Origin of the sequence: Peribacillus phoenicis, assembly GCF_047238085.1 — a bacterium.
Classification (GTDB): Bacteria; Bacillota; Bacilli; order Bacillales; family DSM-1321; genus Peribacillus.
Genome location: NZ_JBDFMF010000001.1, coordinates 965,941 through 991,446, shown reverse-complemented (window position 1 = coordinate 991,446; position 25,506 = coordinate 965,941). Strand labels below are relative to the sequence as shown.

Annotated in this window: 27 protein-coding genes; 8 read left to right on the top strand and 19 right to left on the bottom strand. The window is 39.8% G+C overall.

Annotated elements, in window-relative coordinates; genetic code table 11:
* The 7 genes from spoVAC to mgtE form a co-directional block, all read right to left on the bottom strand.
* Positions 1–471 carry a stage V sporulation protein AC gene (gene spoVAC, locus ABC374_RS04955; RefSeq protein WP_034314464.1) on the bottom strand — a complete coding sequence of 157 codons (471 nt, stop codon included), beginning with the start codon at positions 469–471 and terminating at the stop codon, positions 1–3.
* A 17-nt stretch (positions 472–488) separates the two neighbouring features.
* A complete protein-coding gene (locus ABC374_RS04950) occupies positions 489–986 on the bottom strand; it encodes a YhcN/YlaJ family sporulation lipoprotein (protein WP_350301754.1) in 498 nt (165 codons plus the stop codon).
* A 291-nt stretch (positions 987–1,277) separates the two neighbouring features.
* Positions 1,278–1,643, bottom strand: coding sequence for a DUF1360 domain-containing protein (locus tag ABC374_RS04945; RefSeq protein ID WP_133348680.1), 366 nt, complete (start codon positions 1,641–1,643; stop codon positions 1,278–1,280).
* A gap of 14 nt (positions 1,644–1,657) precedes the next feature.
* Positions 1,658–2,230, bottom strand: a complete 573-nt coding sequence (locus ABC374_RS04940) for a hypothetical protein (protein ID WP_413016280.1) — start codon at positions 2,228–2,230, stop codon at positions 1,658–1,660.
* Between the two features lie 11 nt (positions 2,231–2,241).
* On the bottom strand, positions 2,242–2,556 hold the full coding sequence (locus ABC374_RS04935) for a hypothetical protein (RefSeq protein ID WP_350301752.1): 315 nt from the start codon (positions 2,554–2,556) through the stop codon (positions 2,242–2,244).
* A gap of 303 nt (positions 2,557–2,859) precedes the next feature.
* Entirely contained in the window at positions 2,860–3,633 is a 774-nt protein-coding gene (fabI, locus tag ABC374_RS04930) for an enoyl-ACP reductase FabI (RefSeq protein ID WP_413016278.1), read from the bottom strand.
* Between the two features lie 134 nt (positions 3,634–3,767).
* A complete protein-coding gene (gene mgtE / locus ABC374_RS04925; RefSeq protein WP_350302812.1) occupies positions 3,768–5,138 on the bottom strand; it encodes a magnesium transporter in 1,371 nt (456 codons plus the stop codon).
* Positions 5,139–5,260: 122 nt separating this feature from the next.
* Between mgtE and prpE the strand changes: the two genes are divergently transcribed.
* Complete coding sequence (gene prpE, locus ABC374_RS04920) at positions 5,261–6,004, top strand: bis(5'-nucleosyl)-tetraphosphatase PrpE (RefSeq protein ID WP_413016276.1); 744 nt, start codon at positions 5,261–5,263, stop codon at positions 6,002–6,004.
* Positions 6,005–6,091: 87 nt separating this feature from the next.
* On the opposite strand, the gene ABC374_RS04915 is transcribed toward prpE, so the two are convergent.
* Genes ABC374_RS04915 through yjbM form a run of 3 tightly spaced genes read right to left on the bottom strand, consistent with a single transcriptional unit; the run spans position 6,092 to position 8,473 of the window.
* Entirely contained in the window at positions 6,092–6,991 is a 900-nt protein-coding gene (locus ABC374_RS04915) for an RluA family pseudouridine synthase (protein WP_350301749.1), read from the bottom strand.
* Positions 6,992–7,008: 17 nt separating this feature from the next.
* Positions 7,009–7,803, bottom strand: coding sequence for an NAD kinase (locus tag ABC374_RS04910; protein WP_053534153.1), 795 nt, complete (start codon positions 7,801–7,803; stop codon positions 7,009–7,011).
* A gap of 49 nt (positions 7,804–7,852) precedes the next feature.
* Entirely contained in the window at positions 7,853–8,473 is a 621-nt protein-coding gene (yjbM, locus tag ABC374_RS04905) for a GTP diphosphokinase (RefSeq protein ID WP_034314484.1), read from the bottom strand.
* A 317-nt stretch (positions 8,474–8,790) separates the two neighbouring features.
* Between yjbM and ABC374_RS04900 the strand changes: the two genes are divergently transcribed.
* The 5 genes from ABC374_RS04900 to ABC374_RS28805 all read left to right on the top strand — a co-directional run bounded on the left by ABC374_RS04900 (position 8,791) and on the right by ABC374_RS28805 (position 12,454).
* Positions 8,791–9,369: a CYTH domain-containing protein gene (locus ABC374_RS04900; RefSeq protein ID WP_413016274.1), complete on the top strand. Its 579-nt coding sequence runs from the start codon at positions 8,791–8,793 to the stop codon at positions 9,367–9,369.
* A gap of 21 nt (positions 9,370–9,390) precedes the next feature.
* Positions 9,391–10,056, top strand: coding sequence for a lytic transglycosylase domain-containing protein (locus ABC374_RS04895; RefSeq protein WP_413020272.1), 666 nt, complete (start codon positions 9,391–9,393; stop codon positions 10,054–10,056).
* Between the two features lie 234 nt (positions 10,057–10,290).
* Positions 10,291–10,695 (top strand): globin domain-containing protein, encoded by a 405-nt coding sequence (locus ABC374_RS04890; protein WP_413016272.1) that lies wholly within the window; start codon positions 10,291–10,293, stop codon positions 10,693–10,695.
* A complete protein-coding gene (locus tag ABC374_RS04885; protein WP_413016270.1) occupies positions 10,692–11,585 on the top strand; it encodes a ClpXP adapter SpxH family protein in 894 nt (297 codons plus the stop codon). The genes ABC374_RS04890 and ABC374_RS04885 overlap by 4 nt, the downstream gene beginning before the upstream one ends.
* 695 nt (positions 11,586–12,280) lie before the next feature.
* The gene (locus ABC374_RS28805; RefSeq protein ID WP_488199283.1) at positions 12,281–12,454 is read left to right on the top strand and encodes a hypothetical protein; all 174 of its coding nucleotides are present in this window, start codon (positions 12,281–12,283) and stop codon (positions 12,452–12,454) included.
* Between the two features lie 55 nt (positions 12,455–12,509).
* Here ABC374_RS28805 and pepF read toward each other — a convergent pair whose 3' ends face one another.
* From pepF to ABC374_RS04855, 6 genes are all read right to left on the bottom strand, one after another.
* Positions 12,510–14,327, bottom strand: a complete 1,818-nt coding sequence (pepF, locus tag ABC374_RS04880) for an oligoendopeptidase F (protein ID WP_413016268.1) — start codon at positions 14,325–14,327, stop codon at positions 12,510–12,512.
* Between the two features lie 186 nt (positions 14,328–14,513).
* A complete protein-coding gene (locus ABC374_RS04875; protein WP_413016266.1) occupies positions 14,514–15,722 on the bottom strand; it encodes a competence protein CoiA in 1,209 nt (402 codons plus the stop codon).
* A gap of 97 nt (positions 15,723–15,819) precedes the next feature.
* Entirely contained in the window at positions 15,820–17,328 is a 1,509-nt protein-coding gene (gene cls / locus ABC374_RS04870) for a cardiolipin synthase (protein ID WP_413016264.1), read from the bottom strand.
* A 113-nt stretch (positions 17,329–17,441) separates the two neighbouring features.
* Complete coding sequence (gene mecA / locus ABC374_RS04865; protein WP_034314498.1) at positions 17,442–18,110, bottom strand: adaptor protein MecA; 669 nt, start codon at positions 18,108–18,110, stop codon at positions 17,442–17,444.
* A 494-nt stretch (positions 18,111–18,604) separates the two neighbouring features.
* On the bottom strand, positions 18,605–19,000 hold the full coding sequence (gene spxA, locus ABC374_RS04860) for a transcriptional regulator SpxA (protein ID WP_034314502.1): 396 nt from the start codon (positions 18,998–19,000) through the stop codon (positions 18,605–18,607).
* Between the two features lie 1,118 nt (positions 19,001–20,118).
* On the bottom strand, positions 20,119–20,700 hold the full coding sequence (locus ABC374_RS04855) for a GNAT family N-acetyltransferase (protein ID WP_137017214.1): 582 nt from the start codon (positions 20,698–20,700) through the stop codon (positions 20,119–20,121).
* A 96-nt stretch (positions 20,701–20,796) separates the two neighbouring features.
* Between ABC374_RS04855 and ABC374_RS04850 the strand changes: the two genes are divergently transcribed.
* Complete coding sequence (locus ABC374_RS04850) at positions 20,797–20,985, top strand: hypothetical protein (protein ID WP_101224111.1); 189 nt, start codon at positions 20,797–20,799, stop codon at positions 20,983–20,985.
* Between the two features lie 51 nt (positions 20,986–21,036).
* Here ABC374_RS04850 and ABC374_RS04845 read toward each other — a convergent pair whose 3' ends face one another.
* Positions 21,037–22,182: a putative glycoside hydrolase gene (locus ABC374_RS04845; RefSeq protein ID WP_413020271.1), complete on the bottom strand. Its 1,146-nt coding sequence runs from the start codon at positions 22,180–22,182 to the stop codon at positions 21,037–21,039.
* Between the two features lie 563 nt (positions 22,183–22,745).
* Here ABC374_RS04845 and trpS point away from each other — a divergent pair.
* The gene (gene trpS / locus ABC374_RS04840) at positions 22,746–23,732 is read left to right on the top strand and encodes a tryptophan--tRNA ligase (RefSeq protein WP_350301742.1); all 987 of its coding nucleotides are present in this window, start codon (positions 22,746–22,748) and stop codon (positions 23,730–23,732) included.
* A 33-nt stretch (positions 23,733–23,765) separates the two neighbouring features.
* Here trpS and ABC374_RS04835 read toward each other — a convergent pair whose 3' ends face one another.
* Both ABC374_RS04835 and ABC374_RS04830 read right to left on the bottom strand, forming a co-directional pair.
* Positions 23,766–24,521 (bottom strand): YjbA family protein, encoded by a 756-nt coding sequence (locus ABC374_RS04835; protein ID WP_034314514.1) that lies wholly within the window; start codon positions 24,519–24,521, stop codon positions 23,766–23,768.
* A gap of 108 nt (positions 24,522–24,629) precedes the next feature.
* Positions 24,630–25,400: a DUF2268 domain-containing putative Zn-dependent protease gene (locus ABC374_RS04830; protein ID WP_413016261.1), complete on the bottom strand. Its 771-nt coding sequence runs from the start codon at positions 25,398–25,400 to the stop codon at positions 24,630–24,632.
* Positions 25,401–25,506: the final 106 nt, after the last annotated feature.

Genomic DNA, 25,506 nt, shown 5'->3' with positions numbered 1-25,506 from the left:
TTAGCCCCCAATCATTAGGTAAATCGTTTTTATCAACGCCACGACAAAGGCTGAAAATACTCCAAATAAAATAACCGATCCGGCCAATTTAAACATATTGGATCCAACTCCAAGTACAAAACCTTCCGTCCGATGTTCGATTGCTGCAGAAATGACTGCGTTACCGAATCCCGTGACAGGGACGGCACTCCCTGCCCCCCCAAACTGGCCAATGCGGTCGTAAAACCCGAAACCGGTCATCAAAAGGGCCAGAAACACCATGGTAGCTGTTGTCGGACCTCCTGCTGTCTGCTCCGTAAAGTTGAAAAAATAAATATAGAAGTAGGAAATGGCTTGTCCCACTATGCAGAAAATGCCACCTACTAAAAAGGCCTTCAAACAATTCTTCACTATTGGTCTTTTAATTTCATGCTTCCCTTGAAGCTCTTGATACGCATCCTGTATTGGGGTCGTTTTATCCTTGCCGCTCATATTGCTGAACCTCTCTTCTAAATTAATTCTTTTTGAAGTTCTTCAATTTCCTTGAACTTCTTCCTAGCCTTTTTCTCGGGTACATCTTTTTCCTTAAGTAACTCGTTCAATCTTACCGATTCCAAAAAGATTTTATAATCGCTAGATACGATAAAATCATTTTTGGGAAACTTCTCTTCCAGATTTTCAGTCACAGTCTTTTCAATTTTCTTCATATGAAAACGTTGTAAGTGCTTAACTTTATAAGCGACGATAATCTTTTTGTCGTTTTTCACGACGATCACGTCATAAATCGTGTCTTCATTAGCAACTGTTTCCTTGACCTTTGAGATCAGTCCCTTTTCATCCTTCTCATCCATCCCATTAATGATATCCATCGGTTCAGGATTCGTTCGTTTAATCATTGCTAAATTCTCCGTTTTTCCATCATTCTTATTGCTGCATGCAGTAAGCACACACAAAACAACTATAAAAACCAGAAAGCTGACCTTAAAATACCTTCCTTGTCTGAACATAGAATCACATCCTAATTTATCGTTCTATTGTTATTTTCTTGTTTAACTGTTTTTTTATGAATGGTAGGATTAGGAAATAAAAAAACCTTTCCGAAATGGAAAGGTTTTTTTTACTCAATAGCCTTTATTTTTATTGTTATTATTACAGCCACAGTCTTTCTTGATTTTGACCGGTTGATCTTTTTTCATCGGTTTGGCATAAGCCCATGGATTCTGTTTCTGATTCAATTTATGACTCCTCCTTTAACATCTATACCATACTATATGAACGAAGAGACAAGTTGTTTCCAATCAAATGTCCATAATTTTGCTGATAATGACCTCAATTATCGCTCCTACTGCTGCGACGGCAAGGATTAATATCAGTACGTCGCCTATAAACCAATGTTGGATATAAAGGAAAACCAGAAAAAGGCTGACCCAGACACCCACGCACCAAAAACAGCTTAGCAATTGACCAATCCAGCCAAGCAGGCCCTTTTCCTTGGGCATTAAAAATATTTCCACAATTCCTTCTTCATTTTTTTCCTCTATCTCTTTAAAAAATGGGCTGCGTAGCGGCTCCATGATTTTATCGAAAACGATCAAGCGTGTCAGCCTGAAGGAAGCCAAGCCTAATATGATAAATAAAGTAAATTCATTTTGTGGGGGAAACATTTAATATTGCTCCTTCACTTGGATTCTTCAATTATTTTGGCATCGATAATATCCGGCAGACCCACGAAACGGATATGGTTCCCTCTTTTAATCTTCACTGATTCCCCCTTCATTCCCAACACATGAAACTGAAGCGTTTCCCCGTTAATAACAGCCTCACATAGTGGCTTTGGAAAACCTTGATGATTGGATAAGCGGGAAATGATGTCCCGGGAAGAATCTCTCTTCTCAACCTTTTTCCTTTTTCTCTTAACTGGCTTTTCGTTTTCCTGTTCTATTGGTTCAGGATGTTCCATTTCTTCAACGGGAGTTTGCTCAGGGACATATTGTTCGGTGATTTTCCTTAATCCCGTAATCTCCTTTTCAATTTCCTTCATGGCATCATAAACACCAAATTCGCGTTTGACTTGTTCGATTTTTTCTTCTTTATTCTCGGCTGCTTCCTGAAGTTCCGGCTCAACGCTGTCTTGAGGTTTAGCCTTTTTCGTCCGAAAATCACTTTGCATATTTCCACGCAGATCTGATATTTTTGCTTGATCGACATATATAAGTGGTTTGGATTCCTTATCGCCATTTTTCTCTGACATGAAAACCCTCCTTAATATTTCAGAATATCCACGGACTGCAGCTGTTCCATTTGGTATTGGACAACTTTTTTCCCGAATTTATGCCTTATGAACAAACTGGATTCTTTTTTTTGTTCCAATTTTCCGAATAGTGTACGGTCATTGATGATGAACTTACAAACAGGCTTAGGTGCAAAGGCTGGAAGTCGGGACAATAGCTCCACCAATTCCTCGGCGGTATATGAAGTGCTGATATTTTTTTCATGCAAATTGATATGTCTCTTCAGCGTATTTTGTATGGTTTGTTTTCCATCAGCACAAGGCAGACCAACTTTCTTCACGTCCATGATGCCCCTCCTTCTTTTTCACGAATAGGGTCGAAAGCAGGTTTATGCCGATTCTCGCAAACAATGAATATCCACTCTATGTATCATTTATATGAAATTCACCCTTCTTTATGCTTGAGATGTGCCACTCCCCAAAAAAAGGACACTAACCAAGCTTAAGGGTGTTGGGGATTAGCGGAGAAAACTAAAACGTTCGAAGATGAAAAAATCGGAAAGATTTCAATTGAGGATGAGCAACTAAAGATACCTTTCAGAATGGAAAATCAACAAAAAAGGGACCGATATCGGCCCCCTCCTTTACTGTTATCCGATTATATGATAACCAGAATCCACATGGATATTTTCCCCGGTAATCCCGCGGGACATGTCACTTAATAAAAATACTGCCGTATCCCCTACTTCTTCAGGAGTCGTTGTACGACGAAGCGGTGCTTCTTCCTCAATCTTCTTTAAAATTGTATTGAAGTCACGAACACCTTTAGCGGATAAGGTACGGATAGGTCCGGCTGAAATTGCATTCACTCGAATGTTATCTTTGCCAAGATCACTTGACAGGTAACGGACATTGGCTTCAAGTGAGGCCTTGGCCACTCCCATTACATTATAATTAGGCATGACCCGTTCACCGCCAAGATACGTCATTGTGACAATGCTGCCACCTTCCGGCATGATTTCCTTCGCCGCTTTAGCTACAGCCGTTAAAGAAAATGAACTGATATTATGGGCAAGCAAAAACCCTTCACGGCTCGTGTTAACGAACTCACCGTCCAGCTCTTCCTTGTTAGCGAATGCTACACTGTGTACCACGCCATGAATGATACCTGCTTCTTCCTTAATCGCCGCAAAACATTTATCAATGCTTTCATCCTTCGTTACATCACATTGTAAAATGATGGAGGGCTCCCCTTCCAATGTAGAAGATAGTTCCCTAACGCTTTTCTCCGTACGGTCTTTTCCGTAAGTGAAGATCAGCTTTGCGCCTGCTTTATGTAAGGAACGGGCAACTCCCCATGCAATACTTCTTTTATTCGCAACACCCATTAAGACAAATGTTTTTCCTTTTAATGAAAAAGTCATCGTATGTGACCTCCTATTTTTTAATACAAGTTATTAGTACCTGCTACTAATGACAGTATATCAAATTTCCTTTGATAAAAACACCGTTTTCTAAAGTCCTCTGGGAATCCCCCTCCAAGAGGGCCTTCTTTAGCTTATAGTAAATAACCCATGAATAATGTAGCTAATCCGAAGTAAATCAGGATACTGATAATGTCATTGATGGTTGTGATGAATGGTCCGGAAGCTACCGCCGGGTCGATCTTCATTTTATGCATGAGGAGCGGTACAAGCGATCCCGCGAGTGTGGCGACTATCAATGTAATGAAAATAGATATGCCGACCAATAAACCGAGCATTAAATCCCCTTGCCAAATATATACGATTAAAATGATGGCTATTCCACATGTCAGGCCGGTGATGAGGCCTGTCCCAGCCTCCCGCAAAACTAGCTTCCACTTGCTATCCTGCTCCAAGTCCCCTGTTGCAATTCCCCGTACTGCAACAGCCAATGCTTGAGTTCCTGTGTTGCCAGCCATTCCGCCTATCAATGGAATAAATACAGCAAGAATCGCTTTTTGGCTAAGTGTCTCCTCAAAACGGCCAATCAGGCTGGCGGTCAATAAACCTAAAAACAAAAGGATGATCAACCATGGCAGCCGTTTCTTAGCAGCAGAAAAGGGACTCTTATCAACATTGTCCAAATTTGATACACCCGCCAATTTGGAATAATCATCAGATGCCTCTTCATCCATGACATCAATGATATCATCAACCGTAATGATCCCTAACAAATGGTTTTGGAAATCGACGACAGGCACGGCAAGGAAGTTATAGTCCCTTATTTTTCGTGCCACCTCTTCCTGGTCTTCGGATACAGGTACGGAAACTACCCTGTCATCCATTAAATCACCGATTAAAGCATCTTCATCAGCTATGATCAATGTCCTGAGCGATAAAACACCAAGCAGCTTCTTATCCTGATCGGTAACGAACACATAATATATCGTTTCCGCTTCCGGAGCTTCCCTTTTTAAGATCTGCATGGCTGATCGAGCCGTTTCGTTTGCTTCAATGGCAATGAACTCTGTCGTCATGATGCTTCCTGCCGTAGATTCCTCATAGTTCAGAAGCTCCTGGATTTCACTTGCCGCTTCATCATCCATGATGGTCAAATAGCTGACGGCCTGCTCATCATTGATTTCATTCAGGACGTCAGCCGCATCATCCGCATACATATTGGAAAGCATATCGGCTGCATAAGAAGGAGTCATTTCAGCCAGCAGGCTTTCGTAATCCTCTTCATCTATTTCTATATTTTCAAAAAGGTCCGCCATTTCTTCCGGTGACAAATATGTGTAAACGACGGATCTGAATTCATCTGACAAGCTTGTATAAAATTGAGCCTGATCATATGGATGCATTTCAAGGAACTCCGTACGAAACTGATCCAGATTTTCCGTTTTAAGTGCTTCAAGCAAAAGCTCGTTATTCATTTGACTGCTCTCCCGCTCCCGGTCCTTCATCTCCTCCATAACTCTACACCTCCTAAAACATATTTTTTCATTTCCTCGTTTATATTTTATTTTTTTTAATAATACTATACTAATACCATAAACATAGACAAAACAAACAAAGGATGTGTCAAATGAACATCGATATCATAGGGGACATTCATGGATGTTTCGCTGAATTCAGGCAGCTGACCGAAAAAATGGGCTATACATGGGAGACTGGGTTTCCTGTACATCCCTCTGGAAGGATACTCGGCTTTGTAGGGGATTTAACCGATCGCGGTCCAAATTCCCTTCAAGTAATCGAGATTGTCCATGAATTAGTCATTAACCAAAATATAGCAAGGTATGCCCCAGGTAACCACTGCAATAAATTATATCGTTATTTTTCAGGCAATAAAGTTCAAATATCGCACGGTTTAGAGACTACTGTAGCTGAATATGAATCACTGAACATCCGGGAGCAGAAGAAGATCCGTAAAAAATTCATGGATCTGTATGAACGTTCCCCACTTTATCAACTGATTGATGAAGGGAGATTGATCATTGCCCATGCAGGAATTCGCAGTGACTATATTGGTCAATATAGCAGTAAAGTAAAAACCTTTGTCCTCTATGGTGATATCAATGGCTCCAAACATCCCGATGGGTCACCGGTCAGGAAGGACTGGGCCCAAACATACAAAGGGGAAACATGGATCGTATATGGACATACACCAGTTCCTGAAGCTAGACGAGTCAATCATACATACAATATTGATACTGGCTGCGTCTTTGGTGGAAAACTGACCGCTGTCCGTTATCCCGAAATGGAGCTTCAAGAGGTGCCTTCAACCATGCCATATATTGCGGAAAAATTCAGGACATCTTTTGATTAACCAAAAAAACTCGCCATCTTGGTGAGTTTTTTTGCGTCTATGGATTTTTTCATAAGCTTGAATCGTTTTAATGCACCGGTTATAAAGTCAACTTCCCTCGAGCAAACGGGTCATATCTTCTGGTAACTCTTCTTGAAACAACATCATCTTCTTGGTGAAAGGATGTAAAAATTTCAATTCAAAACAATGAAGGGCTTGGCGAGGGATACCTTTCCTGTTCCCTCCATATAAATCATCACCAGCCAGCGGGTGTCCAATATGCGCCATATGGACCCGGATTTGATGTGTACGCCCTGTTTGGAGTTCTAAATTAAGGAATGTATGGGACTCTGTGTGGGCCAATACCTTAAATAGGGTACAGGCATACCGGCCATCCTCCCTGACTTCCCGTTCAATGATGCTGGTCGATTTTCTTCCGATTGGCGCCACTATCTCTCCTACAGGACCTTCAACGATTCCTTCAGCTATGGCTTGGTATCTCCGTTTAACCTGTCCTGATTTTTGCTGTTCACTTAAAAGGTGATGGATATGCCGGTGCTTGGCAATTAAAACCAGACCTGATGTGTCCCGATCAAGACGTGTAACTATATGGATCGTTGCCTGTATTCCCGTCTTCCTATAATAACCCGCCAAGCCATTCGCCAGACTGCCGTTGGGATGCTCGCGTGAAGGAATGGTATTCATGGAAGGGGGCTTGGCCACCACCAATACAAACTCATCTTCATACCTGATATTCAGGGGGATGGGTTCCGGCAAAAGGCCTTCGCTTGCCTGCTCCGGCGGAAATATGACGGTGACGATGTCGCCTGTTTCTATCCGTTCCCTTACGGTTACTTCTTCGCCGTTCAACTGGATATATCCACCTTTAAACTTAATATCCGTTAATGCTCGTTTTGAAATATCGCATTTGTTGAGAAACTCTCGCAATAAAGAGCCAGAATCCTCTTCAAAAACCGACCAGGTCAAAGAAAAGTTTTGATTTGACATGAGGTGAGTCTATCTCCTTAATTAGCAATAAATGAATCATGCACTCTTTTCCAGAAAGGAAAAGGGCGGAATCTGGCGAATCGGATCTTCTCATCTGCCACTCGGCACTGTATCGACTTTACATTTTCCTGAAGCAAGGACAAATGGTCGACGGTAATTTGAAAATTGACCGCATTGACCGGCCTGAACATACAAGTATGATGTGCCGGCAGCAGAAGTGGCGATCCTACCGTCCTAAACACCCGGTTATTAATGGATGCCAATTCGGTAATCTGGATGGCATCGATTGATGGATGGACGATGGCCCCGCCAAGCGCCTTATTATACGCCGTGCTTCCAGATGGCGTTGCAATGCATAAACCATCTCCACGGAACGTCTCGAAATGCTGGCCGCGAATTTCAACGTCCATGACGAGCGTCCCTTCAACACTTTTGACTGTCGATTCATTCAAAGCCAAAAATCTGGCTTCCCGTCCACCATGCTGATAACGGACAATTGTTTCGAGGAGTGGATATTCCACTATTTGAAATGGTGTTTTTGCTAAAGCAATCACCAATTTTTCGATTTCATCAGGGGTCCAATCTGCATAAAAACCAAGATGTCCTGTATGTACACCAACAAAGGCGGTTTTATCCAATCGATTCTTATAACGGTGAAAAGCATATAATAAAGTGCCATCACCACCGACAGAAATGACAATATCCGGCTGATCTTCGTCATATTCCAAATGAAAGTCCTGAAGATACGTTCGCATCCTTTGCATTAAAGTATTCGATTTCGCATCTCCTTTTGACGTAATCGCAAATTTCATGTAATCCCACCTTCAATTTAGATTTCTTCTCGTTTACCCATTTATGCGTTCAAGAATCTTTCTTCCTGGAAAAAAGACGCTGTGCTTCCTGGATTTCCGTACGGATTTGCGACATCTCTGCATCAAGCAGGAAGGCAGCTTCAGCTGCACGTTTGAGTCGCAGTTGAATATCTTCCGGGAAAATGCCTTTATATTTATAATTTAAAGAATGTTCGATCGTCGCCCAAAAATTCATCGCAAGGGTCCTGATTTGAATTTCGGCAAGGATATTTTTTTCGCCATGGATCGTCTGGACCGGATAGCGGATTACAACATGATAAGAACGGTAGCCGCTTGCTTTTTTATGCGAAATATAATTTCTCTCCTCGACTATCTCGAAGTCATTGCGACCTCGTAATAGTTCAACTACCTGTTCGATATCATCCACGAACTGGCACATCATCCGAAGCCCTGCAATATCCTGTATTTCCGTTCCCAATTTATCAATGGGAATATCCTTCAGGCTCGCCTTATCCAAAATGCTGACAATCGGCTTTACCCTGCCTGTTACAAATTCGATCGGTGAGTGAATATTCTCTCTCTCAAACTGTTTCCTTAATCCTTTTAGCTTAACCTTTAATTCTTCGACAGCCTGAGTATAAGGCGCCAAGAAATCGTCCCAACTCTCCATTGCCACACCACCTATATCTATCTAAAAAGCGCCTGTTCAACTCTGGTATGGGCAGAACGCTCTCCTAAATCCAGCAGTCACATGACTTTATGCCAATTCACCACTGGATCCAATTAAATCTTTCTAGCAAAAAGTATGTATTAAATTTCTATATATACGATATACCATTTCTCATGCTCAACGTTTATATTTTATCATATCCTGCAATTGATTCCTAAATATTCAAGTACAATAGCAAAAAATTATTGAATCCAATTTGACAGCTGGAATGGTTCTTATATGATTAACCTAAGAATCAGCCAGAAAGGATGGAACACATGAACCAGCATATTGAAATTGAATTTAAAAACCTCTTAAGCGAAAAAGAATTTCAGCAACTGATCGAATACTTTCATGTCGGGGCATCGAACTTTAAAACACAGAAAAATCATTACTTCGATACACTCGGATTCACTTTGAAAAATCAAGACTCTGCCCTTAGGATCCGCGAGAAAAACGGGCGTTACGAGCTGACATTAAAACAGCCCGCTACAGAAGGATTATTGGAAACGAATCAAGATATCTCTGAAGAAACCGCTAATGCGTTTCTGAATCATAACACATTCCCTGATGGCCAGATCCAACTTCTTATCCTCGAATGCGGAATTGATCCAAAAGACTTTACCTGCTTTGGGACATTAAAGACGGACCGTTTTGAATTTCCTTACAAAGAGGGTTTACTTGTTTTAGATCATAGTTCGTATTTGAATCAGGAAGACTTTGAGCTTGAATATGAAGTGACGGATGCAAACTCCGGGAAAAAAAATTTCCTGACCCTCCTTGAAACCCTTCAAATTCCGGTAAGGGAAACCGAAAATAAAGTAAAGAGGTTTTATCGAGCCAAATTCCAAAAATAATCCTGTTTGAACCATTCGGAGGTGGAGAGTTTGAAAATCCAAGATTTCAAAACGTTCATGGAATTGCAGGCAATCCAGCAATTCACAAATGGCAACAACACAAATGCAAATTCATCTCGATCCATTTTCCAGGACATGCTCTCGGAACTGGTTTCGGGTGATGCTCTTGAAGGCGCTTCGCAGACATTGGGTTCCCTTTTATCACGCGTGGAAGCGGAAACGAAGTCCTTCCTTCAACCCGGCGGCCTGACATCCATGAACATCAACCCGGTATCCACTGCCCCTGCTGACAATGAGAGCAGTGAAACCGCAACAAATTATGATCGTATCATCAGCCAGGCGGCCAGCTTATATAATCTCCCGGAAAAACTGATTAAGTCCGTCATTAAACAAGAATCGAACTTTAACCCTGAAGCCACCAGTTATGCGGGTGCAACTGGCCTTATGCAGTTAATGCCAGCAACTGCAAAAAGCCTTGGGGTGGATGATGCAACCGATCCGGAACAAAACATCATGGGCGGGAGTAAATATTTAAGTCAAATGATGGCACGTTATGACGGGGACATCCAGATTGCCCTTGCTGCTTATAATGCAGGGCCTGGAAACGTAGATAAATATAATGGCATCCCCCCCTTTAAAGAAACTCAGAACTATGTTCAGAAAGTTTATGGGACATTTTCAAGCTAAAGCAAGCTGACCCTGTTTATTTGTGAAGGGTCAGTTTTTTCATGTCTATTTATTCTTTTTCCACGAATTGTTAACAAATCGTAAAGCACCCCAAAACCTGTCATTTCCGGATCATTCCCCTGTGTCATACTACAGATGTAAAATTTTCTTTAAGCTATATATTTGTTATATCAGGACGTCATTGATAAAATATGAATAAATATCAACCATCTTTCTTTAAAAGGAGTAATCAACATGATGCAAGGGAACCCTACACCATATGAATTAATTGGAGAAGGGCAATTACACAAGTTAATTGATGTGTTTTACTCCAACGTTAGTCAACACCCGGATCTGCAGCCAATATTCCCTGACGATTTAACAGAAACGGTCCGTAAACAAAAACAATTTATGACTCAATATTTAGGCGGTCCCTCTTTATATACAGAAGAGCATGGCCATCCTATGTTGCGGGCTCGACATATACCTTTTGAAATTACACCAGAACGTGCGAAAGCATGGCTCTCATGCATGTATCAAGCTATGAACGAAGTTGGCCTTGACGGTGAGATTAGGGAGTTTTTCTATCACCGTCTCTATTTGACGGCACAGCATATGATCAATACATCCGGAACTGACGGGAAAGGAGAAGGCAGTTGAGCGCACAAAAACCAGTTTTCAATATTTCCGATTGGATCAAGACGCAGCATTGCTATGATATAGGAAAAAAGCCAATTGAAATTTATGTTTTTGTTGATCCGCTTTGTCCCGAATGCTGGGGCTTAGAACCAATTATTAGGAAATTACAGATAGAATATGGCCAATTGTTCAGTTTACGCCATGTTTTAAGCGGTAAAATCGATTCTCTTAATATGGGGAAAAATAAAAATTATGAAAACATTGCTCAAGTTTGGGAAAAGACTGCCAGCCGCTCGGGAATGTCCTGCGACGGAAGCCTTTGGTCTGAAAACCCAATCTCTTCTCCATATACAGCTTCCATCGCAATAAAAGCAGCGGAATTACAGGGCCGTAAATTGGCCATTCGCTTTTTAAGGCAGCTTCAAGAATATGTATTCATAGGAAAAAAGGATATATCCAATATCGAAGTCTTGACCGAATGTGCCAAGGTGGTTGGATTGGATGTGGAAGAATTCCTTTATGATATCAATTCTTCCAGTGCAGCCAAAGGCTTTCAATGTGACATGAAGATCACGAGCGAAATGGAAGTGACTGAAATACCCTCCCTTGTCTTTTTCAATCAAAATATTGAAGAAGAGGGAATAAAAGTTTCAGGTGTCTATTCTTACGAGGTATATGTTCAAATTTTAGAAGATATGCTGAATGGTCTTCCAGCCCCTGCAAAACCCCCCTCTCTCGAAGAGTTTTTAAGCTGTTTCAAGCTAGTGGCCACGAAGGAAATTGAAACCGTTTATAATATGAATAAGAATAACGTCGAGTTGGAAATGAAAAAGCTTGTTTTAAAACAGTTGGCAGAGAAAATTCCTGCTAAATACGGAACGTTTTGGAGATATACAAAGAAGCAGTCATGAATTTGACTGCTTCTTTGTTTTATTAAAGGAAAAGCCATGCAATCAAAAGATTGCATGGCTTTTTATAAGAAAATAAGGGGATGGGAGAAATTTTTCACGATCAAACAAAGGGGTATAAGTTTGTTTGTGATTCACTTCACAATAAATAATATAACAGATAACCTATTTGTGTTTCAACTATATGTGTAACTTTTCACAAATTGTTCACAATATATATTTTTAATTTTTTTATTATCCCTTCCGATATGTAGCTAAATACGAGCCCTTTTTATTTAAAGCTATAAGTGTTTTTGATATCCGCTTAATATCTGATCTAGATTAGGAATACATCTATTTGTGAAATATATCACATTATCATTTTTAATGCCTAGGCCTTTTTTAACTTCTGTTAATGCCGCATTTAATTCATTTTACTTTTCATGCAAATGAAAAACCCCGGCAAACCGCTAAATTTGCTGGGGCTTTCATCTATTTATACGAATAAGGGGATGGGAGAAATTTCACGACGAACAAACAAAGGGGTATATGTTTGGGATGTGATAACTTCTATATCTGTACTATAGCAGATTACACACCTTAATTGCAAGAACTTTGTGCGCAACTTCACATTATTGTCATATTCTTAGAATACTGCTTATTCTAAAACATAATATCTAATAAAGAGCAGATGAGCTTTTTCTGCTGCCAGGTTGGAGGTGACCAAATTGAAAGTCTTTATTCTACTCATACTCTTGATAGGGTCGCTATTTGTCCAGCTACTCGGTATCATGAACCTCATTCCTCTGTATTTTACCTCCCCTATTTTATTTTTTGTTTTCTTTATAATTCTTCATAGCTTAAATCAGAGAAATCGTTTTAAAGGATTATGACGGACATCCATATATGATGAAAAGGACCCGGCAGTGCTTGGGTCCTTTTCACAACCTATTTATTCAAAAGCTCTTCCAACTCATTTAATTTTTCTTCGAATACATCCATGGCTTCTTGTACAGGCTCGGCTTTTGTCATATCGACACCAGCCTTTTTGAGTACTTCAATCGGATAATCGGAACTTCCTGACTTCAAGAACTCCAGATACCTTTTGACAGCAGGCTCTCCTTCTTCAAGGATTTGCTTGCTCAATGCTGTTGCTGCACTGATTCCAGTCGCATATTGATAAACATAGTAATTATAGTAGAAGTGTGGAATACGCGCCCATTCCAAACCGATTTCTTCATCAATGGTCACGTTCTCGCCAAAATATTTCTTGTTCAGCTCATAATATTCCTTAGTAAGCATATCCGCTGTCAACGCTTCCCCATTTTGAGCCTTTAAATGTATGGTATGTTCAAACTCTGCAAACATCGTTTGCCGGAACAATGTGCCGCGGAAACCTTCCAGGTAATGATTCAATAAATAAATGCGTTTCTTTTCATCTTCAATTGAATTCAATAAATAATCATTCAACAGATTTTCATTACAAGTCGATGCAACTTCCGCTACAAATATTGAATAATTCCCGTATGGATATGGCTGATATTTACGTGTATAGTAGCTATGGACCGAATGTCCAAACTCATGAACGAGCGTGAATAAGTTATTGACGTTATTTTGCCAGTTCATTAAAATATAAGGATTTGTCCCGTATGTACCAGAAGAATAGGCCCCGCTTCGTTTCCCTTTGTTTTCATGCACATCGACCCACCGGTTTTCAAATCCCTCTTTCAAAACGTTCAAATAATCCTCCCCAAGCGGAGCAAGTCCTTTAAGGACATAATCCTTGGCCTCGTCATATGTCACTTCCATCTTCACTTCTTTAACAAGTGGAGTGAATAGATCATACATATGAAGTTCATCTAATTGCAGTACTTTTTTACGTAAATCAAGATAACGGTGAAGTAATGGCAAGTTGTCATTGACCGTTTTAACGAGATTATCGTATACAGTCTCCGGAATGTTGTTATTACTTAACGCCGCTTGGCGTGCTGAATCATATTTTCGAACCGTGGCATTGAAGTTATGGTTTTTCACCTCACCTGACAGGGTTGAAGCAAATGTATTGCGGAACTCCCCATACTTGCTGTATACCCCTTTAAATGCCTCCTCACGTACACGGCGATCTTCACTCTCAAGGAAACTGATATACCTTCCGTGAGTTATTTCCACTTCATTTCCCTCTTCATCCTTGATGGTCGGGAATTTCAAATCGGCATTGTTAAGCATACCGAAAGTATTGCCCGATGCATCGAGTACTTCTGATGCCTGCGCCAATAATTCTTCCTGCTCTGCAGATAAGATATGTGGTCTCTGAAGATTGATTTCTTCTAAAGAATGCTTGTATAATTTCAATTCTTCTTTTTCTTCCAAGAACCCTTCCACTTTGCTTTCGTCAATACTCAATAGTTCAGGAACCATATATGAAAACGCAGCCGCTGCCTGGGCATATAAAGCTTTTGCCCGATCCTCCATCCCTTGATAAAAAGGATTGGTTGTATCTTGATCATTGCGCATATGTGAATAAGAATAAACTTTCCCTAACTTCTCGAATACTTCATCTTGGAGTTGAAGCGCCGCGAATAATTTTTCTGCGCTTTCACCCAACGTGCCTTTATGTGCCTCCGCTTTCTTGAGGTCTTCCTTTACCGCTTTGAAGGCAGCTTCCCAATCTTCCTCGGTTGCGAAGATATCTTCCAGTCTCCAAGTATCTTCAGGAGCTATTTCACTTCTTGAAGGTAATGTATTCGTTTTTGTTTCCTGTGCCATAAAAAATTCCTCCTCATTCTATAGAAACTTGCCATTGGGCTAACTCGTAAACCGGATAGACGCCGCAATGGTTCACTCGGCGTTCATTCTTTTTATAGCTTTTAAATCTCAGTTCTTATTACTATTTCTCCATTAACAAAAATAATCCTGCCATTTCATCTGAATTCAGGATAAATAGAGATGTTATCACTGATTATACTGGATATTCCCCTTTTCCATCATCAATTTATGTTTATCATAGAAATTTTTTTCCGAAATTTGAGCTTGATCACTGGTGAAGGCAAGGGTAAATTCCCTTTCAACCTTAAAAACCCCTTCTTCCAGCTTTGATAGATAACCCAATTGCTCCAAAAGCATCATATATTGACCTACAGGATATTCGATTGGTTTTTCATGAAGTAATGGCAACGGTCTGAACTTTATTTCCCCTTTTTTTGAGCGCCTTCTAAAAATGCAGATAATATCAGCCATAAAAATCTTTTCCCCTGTTCTTTTCTCTTGAAACACATCCATGTATAACCATGCCTGCCATTCGATCGAGGCAGTTTCGATCAACAGCATCCCCCTGACGGGAACACCCACTTCAATGGGAAGTGTCGCAGGTGTAATATGGTGTGAATAAAGCTCTTCGAAAAAAGGATCGCATCGGCGTGCTGTTTTCACTCGATGCAGGGACCAGCCATTTCGTTTATATCTCCACGCAGGCAGAAAAGGGAAACCAAAGCAATTTTGGGGCAATGCACGACTAGGGGGAAGGAGCTTTAAAGAAGCTGTTGTCAATTCGGCAAAGACGGTTCTAGGGGTAAACGGAGTGAGGTTCTTTAATACTGATAAATGATCAGTTTCCGGGCAATACATCCACAGAAACGGATGATGGAAGCTGCCGGTGACGAAGAGCCATTGGAAGCGGGTTAAACTGAATTCATACAACCTTTTCCTTTTTAAGCGTTTTGCAGCGAGGATCCAGATTGGCTTGATGCCTATGCTTTGGTAGGCTCTTGTCCTTTCCATGAATTCCACCTCGGGGATAACTGAGCATTGAAATTCTATTGCATAGCGATTGCCTCCTATCACAGCTAAAATATCAGCCCTTTTCTTAATTTCAGGAAGGTAGGCTTCTAGATCCACTTGGTAACCATGTGATAATAACCACTGAAACAATTTTCTTTTTCCCATTAAATGATAGGCGGATTCCGGTTCTGAAGAAGCACGGCATGAAGAACGATTTTTATGTGCGAAATGAGGGATCCTCACGTTTCCCGCTTTGATGGTCATTTCCATCTTGCAGCATGGACAGTAATAATCTGCTGACTTTCTCCATTCATCAATCTCGTTTGCCGGTATCTTTTCAGGGAGGGTAATCCAAGTTCCATCTTTCTTTATCGCAGTTAGCATACATCTCCTCCTCATCCACTACATTCGCCTGCTTCGCTTAGGATTCCTTTTAATCCGCAAAAAAAAATGCCTGATCGGCATAAAGGAAAGTTACTATCTAAAGAAGGGGTGAAAGCAATCGGCATGTGGACTCCAATACTTTCAAACCGAAATTCCGTTTGGAAAACGCATCAATCTCCACTTCCTGGGATACCTTTATATCTTCCAAAAAATCATTCACCAGCTGCAGAGTACTTTCAGTCCGGTAGAGAAAAGCATTGACTTCGAAATTCAGGTGAAAGCTTCTCATATCCATATTGGTTGTCCCAATTGACGCCAGTTGGTCATCAACGATGATGATTTTACTATGCATGAAGCCTTCATTATATTGGAATATACGAACTCCGGAAGCGAGCAATTCGGGAAAATAAGTTCTCGAAGCATGAAATACGATACGTTTATCGGGGTTCTTCGGTACGAGCAGCCTGACATCCAAACCACTTAAGGCAGCTACCTTCAATGCTTGAAAGATATCGTCATCAGGAACGAAATACGGAGAGGCAATCCAGACGGACTTTTCTGCCGAAGCGATCATTTTAAAAAAAATGCTTTTAATGATCGTCCACTCACTATCCGGCCCGCCGCCAATCAATTGAACTCCGCCATGTCCATGGTGGTTCGGCAGGCCAGCCATGAGATATTCATCACTTAAAAAACTATTATTGGTGCTATAATACCAATCCTGCAGAAATATGAGCTGTAAAGTCCTGACCGCTTCCCCCTTTATGATAAGATGCGTATCCCGCCAAGAACCGAATTTCTGATCTTGTCCCAAATATTCATCCCCAATATTGAGACCGCCGATGAAACCGACAGAGCCATCTATCACAATTATTTTACGATGGTTGCGAAAGTTGAATGTATTATTTAATAAAGGGAGATGCAACGGACCAAAAGCAACCATTTCAGCTCCCGCACTCCTCAGTTCATCGATATATGAACGAGCTAACTTCCAGGAACCAACCGCATCATAGAGAAATCGGACCTCTACCCCTTCTTTTACTTTTTGTATCAAGGTGTCCTTTAGCAGACCGCCAATGCGGTCATCCCTAACAATATAATATTCTAAATGAATATGATGTGTGGCTTTTTTTAATTCTTCGATGATATTGGAAAATGTCTCATCACCATTCCTTAACACCCGGGTTTCCGTCGTAAATGAAACAGGGCTATTCCCCAGCCTATTTGCAAGAGTGATTAACTGCTGAGGGTTCTCGCCCATTTCCTTAATTCGGTCATTATACTCCGCCTCGCCGCTTATTTTCACGAAACTCTGTTTATCCAAAAAGTACTTCTTGCGAAATATCCTTTCTTTCCGAAAGTTACGGCCAAACAAAAAGTAAAAGATGAAACCGACGAATGGGAAAGCGCCAAAAATAACCAGCCACGTTATGGTCTCGATGGGATCTCTGTTTTCCAGGAAAATGTTGAATCCAATTATCACCAAGAAAAGGGTCAATATAAGGCTGGAATAAAAAATCACCCTGCCATCGACGCCATTTATTAGAAAATACCAAGAGCCGACCAACAAGAGAATAAGCAGACCGATGCCAACTATATTCTTCACCTAGACTACCTCCAATTAACAAACGCAGGCATATGATGAAAACCTCCCTGCTAAGGTAATACATTCATTTTTGGACGAAAAGGCCGATTTCTACTGAAATCGGCCTCAACAGTCTATGCGAAATATTTATCGACCGTTGTGAATACATCATTTTCGATAACTATCTTCCCGTACTCTTCAAGCATGTGCACCGTTATAGGTGACTCCTGACTATATTCCAATAAAAGACTTAGAACATTATCGATTTCTTCCTCATCAATCTCAGCCTCGGAAAATTCGATATAAAGATAATATTTATTCTGATAAACATAAAGTTTTGTCGTCCAGTCATCCAAGCCATGACGCTTGCTTAATGAAATGACATCTTCAAAATCCTCGAAAGTCGTGATGAATTCAATCATACCATCTTCGAATGTCATACCGCTTTCTTCATCTTTCCCATGAAAATGTTGATCAAGAAGCGTATCCATCTTGTCTGATACATTCAAATCCCTTAACTTATCATCTGAAAGAGGCAGCTCGAGTTTCTGACCATCTTTGGCAAGCTGGGCTTTTGTGACCAAAACTTCCAAGCCTTTTTCAAGGGCTTGAACTTGAATCCATAAAGGTCCTTCAATCATGAATTCTTCTTCTTGATGCACTTCATCCATCATTTCCCAAAAAAGTTCCTCACTTCGCTCGCGGCTGTACCAAATTTCTTCACGATCAAAGCCTCTTTCCTCAATATCTATATAGGAAATATAAAATTTAACTGTATCGTCATTAATGCGTTCGATTTCCATGATTCCCCTCTCCCTTCCTTTCTCATTTTGAAGGGATAATAACCCCCAAGCGAAAATTGCTCTTAAAAGCTCTTTACCCGTAAGTGAATACTGTAAATCATGATAGCCATTAAAACAGACTATTTTACATCATTTTATGACAAAACCTTGAAGAAGGGAAATAAAAAACATTACTTATCTAAAAAACAATTGTTTGCCTAATATTCCATTCATTCTATAAAAAAATTCATCCGCATGCAACTATCCTAATGCTTTCTTCAATTTTAAACTTCCTGCCATTTATGCCTTATTATATACACGGCATGATGGTGTGCATTCTTATTTTTTCTTTAAATGATGACCGGTTCAAGAAACCTGCTGCAAATCCGAAACGTCTGCTGTCGCCTTTGAATCCTGTTATGTTACCCGTCATTAAGTAAAAAAAATCAACGGAAAATCGGTTATGTATAAAGAAAAAGCCCTGCACATTTCCTGGCAGAGCTTGAAAGACCTTATTAGTTGACCATGCGTTGTGCTTCCCGTAACTGGAAGGTACGAACTTTACGCGGTAAAAAGCGTCTTATCTCATCTTCGTTATAACCAACTTGAAGCCGTTTCTCGTCAAGGATAATCGGACGTCTCAACAGACCTGGATTTTCCTTGATCAATTTATATAATTCTTGAAGAGGCAGGCTCTCTAAATTTACGTTTAACTTTTGGAAAGTTTTTGACCGTGTTGAAATGATTTCATCGGTTCCATCTTCAGTCATTCGAAGAATTTCTTTAATCTCATCAATCGTTAACGGTTCTGAAAAAATGTTTCTTTCTTTATATCCAATCTCATGTTCCTCTAACCATGCTTTTGCTTTCCTGCATGAAGTACAACTAGGTGATGTATATAATGTTACCATGTTTACTCACACTCCCTAAATATAGAATCGGTGATCTATGAGGGGAAATCTACTATTAGTATTCATAAGTACCACTCTAATTTGAAATAATTTTAAATAAGTATTTCATTTTCTTTATTATACACTAAATTTTTTAAAATGAATACCCTTTTTGATATTTGGAAAAATCCTTTTAAACTTCTAGTTTAGCCTGTACTATAGCTTTTTCTGTTTTTTATGTAATACATTAAAACCGCTTTTTCTAATTGAAAATACCTACCTACCATTCTCAGTTAACTCTCAATTCGGCCCTCATGATTTTTTTATTAACTCGTTACTTTTATTTACCCCCTATCTTTGTCAATAAACAAGAACATGTTAATATATTTTCTTTAATAAAAAGCAAATTCCTCCTTTTACAAGAAAAACCATTCTTTTAGCACATATATTTCCAAAAGTAAAAAAGTAATTCGAAAAAATCAGCGATAAGTGAGTAATCTACCATCCAAGAAGTTATAGATATTCATTTGCCCGCAAAAAATGCACAAAAAGAAAAGACAGTTTGCCTGCAGTCGAAAAAAACATTACAGTTGTTTTCAGAAATCCGTTCCCTTTCCGCCGACTGCCTGCCAATCCGCATCAAAGCACGTGCCTCCAGGGTCTCCGCTAGCCAGTTTTTCGGCAGGAGTGTCGCAATTTTCTTCAATCCATTGAGGGTTTTCATAGAACAGTAAAAAGCCATAAACGATAAACAAGTCTTATTTTAAAATCGTGGTTTGGGTGAGACCATTCCGAACCTCCTTTATGCAAAAATTTTAAGAAAGGACAGTTTTTCGCCATTTTCTTTAAAAAACGTTCCAGCTGTTTTCTTTTGGAACACTTTTTTCGGCCCTTACTGTACTTTTTCGACGTACTGAGCTGTTTTTTCAGCCGTTCACGCAGTTTTTTCGACCATTCACGGAATTTATTCGACCTGCACCGTACTTTATTCGACCTGCACCGTACTTTATTCGACCGTTCACAAATTTATTCGACATACACCGGACTTTACTCGACCGTTCACGAATTTATTCGACCTGTCCACCGTACTTTTTCCGACAAACTAAAAAGGGCCGGTGAAACGCCCGGCCCCTTTTTTCTTAAATTTCCATCTCTTTAAAAATATCCGTTTCCTGACTTGCATTCAAGCTTAGTACATCCTCAACATCTTGATAAGATTTCCCATATAGGTCATCATCTTTGTAAGTATGGATTTCAGAATAAATCTCTTTCATGAAATCAAATACGTCTTCTTCATCAACTGATGGATTTGCTGGCCAATATAGGATTTCCATAGGCGTATTCTCCTTGGTGGCAAGGGATTTTCTGCTGTAGGAAATTGAAGAGGCATGCTGGAATCCTTCCCTTTTATAAAATTTCAGCCTTTTCAATGTATCGTCATCATTTTCTTGTACTGGTTCTACTTCCAGCAAGATCGTTTTCTGCTTTTTTTGCAATTTTTGAATTAATTTCCTTCCTAATCCCTGCCCCCTTGAATTCTTTGATACAAAAAGGTAATCAACGAATATAAACTCTTCTCCTTCCACATACAATAAAACATGGTCGGGACCTTCATCCTTTTTATATATTTCCTGCTTATCTTCTAAAAGAACTTCAATATGTTCTTTGGACTTCATTTCTTCAATAGGGAAATACTGGTTCAGCTTATCATACCAATTCATAATTTAATCTCCTCATTTGCTAGATTATACTTTCCAGATTTTTTCTTATCCACTACAATGGAACTTGAATAGCTTGAAAATATTAGGAGGGTTTTGATGATCAGTTACTTTTTGGACTTTTTTTTAGTCGCTGCTTGCGTTATTGGCATTACAGCTGTGAATGGCGTTGTGACGAATGGCATCGGCGAAAAATGGTTTGGCGGGAAACGTCACTCTCATATTTTCGATCAATCGAAACGAATTCAGTCAGGGTGGAGTAAAGTTGGCGGGAATAAAAAGCGGTAATTCAGAGAGAAATTGGATGACCGGAAGAATCTTCCAAGGTCATCCTTTTTTTCATGGGGTATAGTCTACTCCCTTTGTATATCGATTTGCTGCATTCCATAATAAGTATTCATCAATACCATTATCATTTAACGCTTTTATTTGGGCTTCCACTTCTTCCTTTCCATACCTTTGGTAATTCCCTTCACCTAAATATGAGGCAGTAAAATCTTGTAGCCAAGGTCTTGAAGTAGGTGGAGTTTTTAATTCCTTCAGCTTCCCGTTCTCCAATTTCGCATATTCCTTAACGAGATTATAAGGCTCCAAATCAGGCTTATCGATACCAAAATAAGATGTCCAGTGACTCGGATAGATCATCGAGGAAATTACATCGACATTCTCAGAGATTTTTGTGAAGTTTTGCCCTATTCCGGGAGCTTCAGGCAATGTAGCTGCATAACCAAAAATATCCACTGATACTTCCACATCATATGGCTCCAGCTGTTTCCTCGCATAACTTACGAAATCTGTCACTGCCTGAACCCTTTTGGCTGTATGACTCACTTTCGCTTCATCATATTCACCGACATCATATTTCAAATCATCTTCTTTATTTTCGAATCCCTCGGGAAAACGGACATAGTCAAATTGAATTTCTTTAAAACCCATCTTTGCCGCTTCAATGGCGATACCGACATTATAATCCCACACCTCTTTTAAGAATGGGTTAACGAAGGCTTCCCCTCGACCATTCTTCCATACCTTTTCGCCATCTACAAAAGATAATTCAGGCTTCTCTTTGGCCAAAAGTGAGTCTTTAAAGACGACTACCCTTGCAATCGGATAAATCTGTTTATCCTCCAATTTTTTCAGCATTGCCCCTGGATTTTTTATGTAGTCTTTACCAATCCCAGCATAAGGAGAATCTGGATCTTCCGTTTTAAACGTAACGTTCCCCTTGTCATCCTTAATGTCAATGACCATCGCATTCAAGTCGGTTTCATCTACATATTTAATAAGTTCATTCAATTTACTGCCGCCCGCTGCAGGCCCTGTCACATATATTCCGCGCACAGCATCCGGATAGTCGAATTTCAACCCCGAATCAAAAACAAAACGCGGTACGCTCGCAGGCAATTCTTTATTTTCTAATGCCACCTGCCTGGTTTCGTTCATGCCTTGTGCATGAACTGGCTGTTGAATCAGGAATATGCACATTCCTGTCATCAACCATTTACACATTGGTTTCATTTCTCCACCTCATTCGCCATCAGTCATCAATATTCAACAAATATAATAAACCCCTTTCTTTAATACCACAAACAATTAACTTTACTCCTATATATTATAAATAATAAAAAAAACTGACTTACAAAATGAGAATACGTTCAACAACCCTGTATTCCCTTGTGAGTATCCTTCCCTAAAATGGTCCGCTCATTGTGAAATATGTTAAACGGATTGATTTTCCTTGAACCCTTCATTTCTTCCATATTCAAAAAAAAGAAGCGGAAAATCCGTTCTATTGGCTTGTTTGCCGTTTCGATTATACATTTAATATGAATAAATGCTAAAATACAGTATAGTGGACATTTCGTATTCTCAAAATGGCATCGATACAGGACAAAACGGCCCTCCACAAGATTTAAATGAGCATTTCCCCATCACAGGAATATGCACATTTCTTTCAAAGAAAGTGGATTCATTTTCTATTTATCCTTACAATAATGAAGAGCGAATATCCATTTATCAATAAACGCATTTAGAGGAGTGACTAGCAGTTGAAAAGGATTTTCTCCGGCATTCAGCCATCCGGTTCCGTTACTTTAGGAAATTACATCGGAGCAATGAAACAATTCGTTAACTTACAAAAGGAATATGAATGTTTCTTTTGTATTGTTGACCAGCATGCAATTACAGTTCCACAGGATCGCATTAAGTTAAGAAAAAACATTAAAACATTGGCCGCTTTATATTTGGCCATTGGCCTGGATCCTGAAAAGAATACCATCTTCATTCAATCAGAAGTACCAGCACATGCCCAGGCAGGCTGGATTTTACAGAGTATATCCTATATTGGGGAACTTGAGAGAATGACGCAATTTAAAGACAAATCCGCTGGCAAAGAAGGGGTATCCGCATCACTACTTACTTACCCGCCGTTGATGGCTGCCGATATTCTCCTTTATAGTACAGATGTGGTTCCTGTCGGGGAAGATCAAAGACAGCATCTTGAATTGACACGCGATTTGGCTGAACGGTTCAATAAAAAGCATAATGATATATTTAAAATCCCGGAAATCAGCCTCCCTACAGAAGGGGCCCGTATCATGTCCCTTCAGGAACCAACCAAGAAAATGAGCAAATCCGATCCTAATAAAAAGGCAACGATTGCCTTATTGGATGATCCGAAGCAAATCGAAAAGAACATCAAGAGCGCAGTTACCGATTCGGAAGGCATTGTCCGTTACGATAAGGAAAACAAAGCGGGAGTTTCCAACCTTATGTCCATATACTCCATCTTCAGTGGAAAAACTTATACAGAAATTGAAGAGATGTACGAGGGCAAAGGTTATGGTGACTTTAAAAGTGATTTGGCTGAGGTGGTTCTTGGAGAAATCCTGCCAATTCAGGAACGCTATAATGAATTGATCGATTCGCCTGAATTGGATGAAATTCTGGACCGCGGTGCAGAAAAGGCGAACATTGAAGCCAATAAAATGATCAGAAAAATGTATAATGGCATGGGACTTGGCAGAAAGAGATAAAAAAAGACGATCCTCAACGGATCGTCTTTTTTTTCATAATATCGATGGGCTATCGCCTGCCTCAACTTGCCACAGCTTTTCAAAAAAAGGCTGCCCCTTCACAAGGTTTTCACAAAGCTGAAGGTGCTTCTCTGACCAGCCTTCCTTCATTTCTTCATATAATTCAAGCCAAGCTATCTGAAAATCCATTTCTTGAATGCTTTCATATTTCTCAGGAGCCCATTCTGTATACCAATAGCGGATTTCAGCAGTGTTTTTCGCCGTGAATAATTGGTCCATGGCCATGAATAGCAATTGCTTAAGCTGTCTTTCTTTTCTTGTCAAACCGTTCATGAATAAGGGAGACGGCGACAAAATATGATATTCTTTCTCAGATGTAGGTTTTTCAGTAAAGGTGTAATCCATCTCATCATGGTTTTCTATCATGTCATAAACAATTTGTTCCTGCCGGGGAATTATTCTGCTTTTCCTAATCGGAATATGATACCCTATCGTATCAACAGCTAAGATTCCATTTCCGTCAGTCACGATAAAACAATAGTCGAGCTGAATTCGTTCATGATTTTTCCTTGCATATGCTTTTTGATATACATCATTAAGCAGTGGCTTAGGTAATTCTGACAAGTCGTTTTCTATGTAGTGGAACAATGTTGATGACACTTTCAACAAAGGAACTTGATCTAGTAGTTCGATCCCGTCATCCTTCCTCCATTCATGAAAATGACAAATATTATAGCCGTTTTCTTCTCCTTCAAACCAGTTAACCCATACATCATGAAGATATAGCATCATTCATCCCTCACTTAAACAAATTTCTGTTTGTCAATCAGTATAGGCAGGAACCATACAATTTATTCCTATTCTAGAAAACAGATTAAGAAAAAAAGAACGTATATATTAACGCTTTTTAGATAGGAATTCTTCAGATTGTATAATGAACGATTTTTTCACGGAGAGTTTCTCAGAATTTTTCACCAGGTAATAGCCACTACAGTATCCAAGCATATATGGATATCCTTTCGTCCCGAGCAGAAGTGCATCATGAAGAGGATCTGTACGTTTTATCGTGTGCTTTTCCTCTAAATGCTTACTCCAAAATTCTCTTAGTTTATCTTCCTGATATAACTTAGTCCATTTAGCTAAAAATCTTGTTCCTAAATATTTCTCCACCGTTCTTTCAGCCAGTCCTTCCATGATCATAGTATCCAGGAGTGTGAATTCTTTTTGGTCCTTTTTCAAATGATGCAGACGGCAAACATGATGATATTCATGAATCAACAGCGCCTCCATTTCCTTTTCGGCTATCCCCTTTCCGTAAAAAAGGAATAGTTTATCTTTAAATGCCAACCCTGACTTCGTTTCAACTTTTTTATTCCATATCCCTGAAGACATGAGCGGAAAAATATATATGGGAACATCAGGCCCACCCCATAGCTTCTTATAAGCTGTAAACAAGTTTTGTGTTTTTTCCCAGACATTATTTTCGTTTAAGTCTTCCCATGTTTGTTTTGTTTTTTGATTCGGCGAATACATGCCATGCTTCAATAAATGACGATAAATCATGTCCGCATCAAGGGTGTCGTTGAAAGTGCTTTTAAGTCTTTCCATCATCTGGACCGGGCGGTTGAAATCCTTCTTCATCCATTCATTGGTTGAAATGACTCCCATTTCCCATACACCTCCGCTTCTATTGACTATCGTATGATTTAAAGAAGGCGGTTGACACATTTTAAATCCCTTGTATTTGCAATTTTCCCTTCAACATAAAAAGAGC

Bases quoted from the DNA above. Each gene is read 5' to 3' on its own strand.
- spoVAC (WP_034314464.1), bottom strand. From the start codon at position 471: ATGAGCGGCAAGGATAAAACGACCCCAATACAGGATGCGTATCAAGAG.
- ABC374_RS04950 (WP_350301754.1), bottom strand. From the start codon at position 986: ATGTTCAGACAAGGAAGGTATTTTAAGGTCAGCTTTCTGGTTTTTATA.
- ABC374_RS04945 (WP_133348680.1), bottom strand. From the start codon at position 1,643: ATGTTTCCCCCACAAAATGAATTTACTTTATTTATCATATTAGGCTTG.
- ABC374_RS04940 (WP_413016280.1), bottom strand. From the start codon at position 2,230: ATGTCAGAGAAAAATGGCGATAAGGAATCCAAACCACTTATATATGTC.
- ABC374_RS04935 (WP_350301752.1), bottom strand. From the start codon at position 2,556: ATGGACGTGAAGAAAGTTGGTCTGCCTTGTGCTGATGGAAAACAAACC.
- fabI (WP_413016278.1), bottom strand. From the start codon at position 3,633: ATGACTTTTTCATTAAAAGGAAAAACATTTGTCTTAATGGGTGTTGCG.
- mgtE (WP_350302812.1), bottom strand. From the start codon at position 5,138: ATGAAGGACCGGGAGCGGGAGAGCAGTCAAATGAATAACGAGCTTTTG.
- prpE (WP_413016276.1), top strand. From the start codon at position 5,261: ATGAACATCGATATCATAGGGGACATTCATGGATGTTTCGCTGAATTC.
- ABC374_RS04915 (WP_350301749.1), bottom strand. From the start codon at position 6,991: ATGTCAAATCAAAACTTTTCTTTGACCTGGTCGGTTTTTGAAGAGGAT.
- ABC374_RS04910 (WP_053534153.1), bottom strand. From the start codon at position 7,803: ATGAAATTTGCGATTACGTCAAAAGGAGATGCGAAATCGAATACTTTA.
- yjbM (WP_034314484.1), bottom strand. From the start codon at position 8,473: ATGGAGAGTTGGGACGATTTCTTGGCGCCTTATACTCAGGCTGTCGAA.
- ABC374_RS04900 (WP_413016274.1), top strand. From the start codon at position 8,791: ATGAACCAGCATATTGAAATTGAATTTAAAAACCTCTTAAGCGAAAAA.
- ABC374_RS04890 (WP_413016272.1), top strand. From the start codon at position 10,291: ATGATGCAAGGGAACCCTACACCATATGAATTAATTGGAGAAGGGCAA.
- pepF (WP_413016268.1), bottom strand. From the start codon at position 14,327: ATGGCACAGGAAACAAAAACGAATACATTACCTTCAAGAAGTGAAATA.
- ABC374_RS04875 (WP_413016266.1), bottom strand. From the start codon at position 15,722: ATGCTAACTGCGATAAAGAAAGATGGAACTTGGATTACCCTCCCTGAA.
- mecA (WP_034314498.1), bottom strand. From the start codon at position 18,110: ATGGAAATCGAACGCATTAATGACGATACAGTTAAATTTTATATTTCC.
- spxA (WP_034314502.1), bottom strand. From the start codon at position 19,000: ATGGTAACATTATATACATCACCTAGTTGTACTTCATGCAGGAAAGCA.
- ABC374_RS04855 (WP_137017214.1), bottom strand. From the start codon at position 20,700: ATGAATTGGTATGATAAGCTGAACCAGTATTTCCCTATTGAAGAAATG.
- ABC374_RS04850 (WP_101224111.1), top strand. From the start codon at position 20,797: ATGATCAGTTACTTTTTGGACTTTTTTTTAGTCGCTGCTTGCGTTATT.
- ABC374_RS04845 (WP_413020271.1), bottom strand. From the start codon at position 22,182: ATGTGCATATTCCTGATTCAACAGCCAGTTCATGCACAAGGCATGAAC.
- ABC374_RS04835 (WP_034314514.1), bottom strand. From the start codon at position 24,521: ATGCTATATCTTCATGATGTATGGGTTAACTGGTTTGAAGGAGAAGAA.
- ABC374_RS04830 (WP_413016261.1), bottom strand. From the start codon at position 25,400: ATGGGAGTCATTTCAACCAATGAATGGATGAAGAAGGATTTCAACCGC.